The organism is Methylobacterium sp. yr668, from assembly GCF_900116245.1.
Lineage (GTDB): Bacteria > Pseudomonadota > Alphaproteobacteria > Rhizobiales > Beijerinckiaceae > Methylobacterium.
In genome coordinates, this window is sequence record NZ_FOZY01000089.1 from 1 (window position 1) to 2,230 (window position 2,230).

Here is a 2,230-nt window from a genome sequence, read left to right on the forward strand (position 1 = left end):
CTCCTCAGGCTTGGGTCGCTTCCTCGACATCGATCCGTCCTCCAGGCTCGAAAGCCATACCAAAGGGCGGACCACTTCATTGGGGGCGGATCAGTACTACGACGCCGGATCAACCGATCGCCCGTTGGAAACGAGCCGACCTCCTCCGGGTTGGCCAAGGCCACCCGCAAAGATGATCCGGCGCATGAACGTCTGGCAGATCATCGCCCACGATCACGCCTACCTCGCGCATCTGATCGCAGAGAGTCGGTACACTTTCGGTGGGTCGGCGATCCACGACCGTGAGAGGTGCTGGGCGGCTTAATCGATGAGCTTGCCGCTCATGCCGAGGCGTTGGAGGCCAGTCTCTATGCGCCGCTGCGCCACCTGGATCGGACACGCCAGCTCGCCGAGGACCTGCACCATGAGCATGCGCAGTTCCTCGGGCAACTTGATGCTCTCGCGAGATCGCGGCAGGGCGGCTTTTCCTCGCAGACGGGTATGATCCTCGACGTCGCTCTGATCGGTCAGCACCTCCGCCGTTACACTCAGGAGCTGATACCGGCGGCTCAGGAGCTTCTCTCTCCGGCGCAAGTCGATGTCGCCGCACACGTCTTCGTTCGTGCGAAGATGCAAACTCTGGAGGCACGGCATGGTCGCAGATCCGATAAACTGACGTTAGCCAGAATTGCACGGGCCTGCGCCGTCTGCGCTGCTGCAGCCGGTATCGGCTACCTTGCTGGGCGTTCGGCCTCGGCCAAAGGGCGGAAGCTTCTCGTTACATCCATGCGTTGAGATCGCTCCGCAGCATAACCGCTAAGTCTATCCGGCGCAGACGCGCTGGGTAGAGATTGAACGGCTGCATCCATGCTGTGAGTTCGATGAGCGCGGCTTGAGGCGCAGCGGCGCGACTGACCAGGCGCAAAGCGGCGGCGTCCCGATTTCTGCAATTCGCGATACATCCTCAACCGCCCGATGATGTGCGCCGTAAACAAGCATTAACTCTGCGCGGGCATCGTTCTGTGCCTGATCGATTAGCCGTTTGGACCGACGGGGTCCGCCCACTCGAGACGGGAGACAACCGGTCCATGCCTCGCCTGCTCGAACTGCTGCGCTGGAAACTTCAGGTGCTTTTTGCATGGAAGCCGACACGTGCTCAGTTGCTACCCCTGATCCTGGGGGTTTACGCCCTAGCCGGTTGGGGAGCCTATGCGAATAAAGCTTCAGCCAACCGCGATCTCACCACTCAGGTCAGCCTCCTTCAGACGGAGCGAGACGGGTTAGTGAGCCGTCAGAAAGAGTCGAAGCAGGCGAGCATCGAGCTCGTTCGTGAGTGGCAGGGCAAACTCGCCTCCGCCCGCGCGGAACTCGGCCAAGCTATTGCGGCTCGTGACGCAGCGAAGGGGCAGCTAGCCGGTTCACAGCGTGAGCTTATCGCTTCGAAGAAGCGCTTCGATCAAGCTCGTGATCGAGTATCCGAGACGGGAAGTATCAAACCGGCCGAGACCTCAAAGAAGGCCGCGAGTAAGCCATAGACCCGCTGGGTCGGCCTTTGGCGTGATGAACTCGGACTCACGCTGTTTCCTTTGTGGACTAAGCTTCAGGAAGTCTGGTTGGGACGCCGTGCCGAGGCCGCGGCTACCGTGTGTACGAAGAGCTGGCTGCCGGGCTCGCCCGCATTGAGGTCCGCCGTCAGCACTCCTGAGACAGATTGAGGGTCTTCACGAACAGAGGATGGCTGGTTCATCGTAGCCCCCGGGAGCGAAGATGAAACAGACGTCCGGGCCGGCGCGGAAGCTGGCAGAAGCCGTGATCAAGGACAGGCGACCCGCGCGCTGGAGCAACTGGAGGCCGAGGGACTGGCTTACAGCGTCATCCGCCGGACGCGGATCCGGTGGCGCTCCGCGTCACGTCATGTGACCCCGAGCCACGTGCCAGCGGATCGAGAAGCGGACCACGCCCCAGATCGCGCCCTCACCGCACTCGTCGACCGCGAAGGCGGGCAGGTCCGGGTTGCAGAAAGCGAGCCGGGCGACGTTGCCGTCGATCACGAGGCGCTTGCAGCTCATCTCGCCGTCGATCGCCGCGACGACGATGCTGCCGTAGCCCGCCTTGAGGCTGCGGTCGACGCTGGCGAGGTCGCGGTCGTAGATGCCGGTGATCCGCCCCCAATGAAGTGGTCCGCCCTTTGGTATGGCTTTCGAGCCTGGAGGACGGATCGATGTCGAGGAAGCGACCCAAGCCTGAGGAG

General features: G+C 62.5%; 4 protein-coding genes. 2 read left to right on the plus strand and 2 right to left on the minus strand.

Features of this window, described 5'->3' with window-relative positions; genetic code table 11:
- The coding region (locus BM419_RS32740; protein ID WP_210188190.1) for a hypothetical protein at positions 1 to 304 on the plus strand (304 nt) is incomplete at its 5' end.
- Here BM419_RS32740 and BM419_RS31520 read toward each other — a convergent pair.
- A complete protein-coding gene (locus BM419_RS31520; protein ID WP_091928772.1) occupies positions 301 to 633 on the minus strand; it encodes a hypothetical protein in 333 nt (110 codons plus the stop codon). The two genes, BM419_RS32740 and BM419_RS31520, sit on opposite strands and share 4 nt — an antisense overlap.
- A 434-nt stretch (positions 634 to 1,067) precedes the next feature.
- On the opposite strand from BM419_RS31520, the gene BM419_RS31525 reads away from it, so the two are divergent.
- On the plus strand, positions 1,068 to 1,514 hold the full coding sequence (locus BM419_RS31525; RefSeq protein WP_091928773.1) for a hypothetical protein: 447 nt from the start codon (positions 1,068 to 1,070) through the stop codon (positions 1,512 to 1,514).
- Between the two features lie 372 nt (positions 1,515 to 1,886).
- Here BM419_RS31525 and BM419_RS31530 read toward each other — a convergent pair.
- Positions 1,887 to 2,230 (minus strand): LexA family protein (locus BM419_RS31530; protein ID WP_244540948.1); only part of this gene is annotated, 344 nt, incomplete at its 5' end.

Bases quoted from the DNA above. Each gene is read 5' to 3' on its own strand.
- BM419_RS31520 (WP_091928772.1), bottom strand. From the start codon at position 633: ATGCCGTGCCTCCAGAGTTTGCATCTTCGCACGAACGAAGACGTGTGC.
- BM419_RS31525 (WP_091928773.1), top strand. From the start codon at position 1,068: ATGCCTCGCCTGCTCGAACTGCTGCGCTGGAAACTTCAGGTGCTTTTT.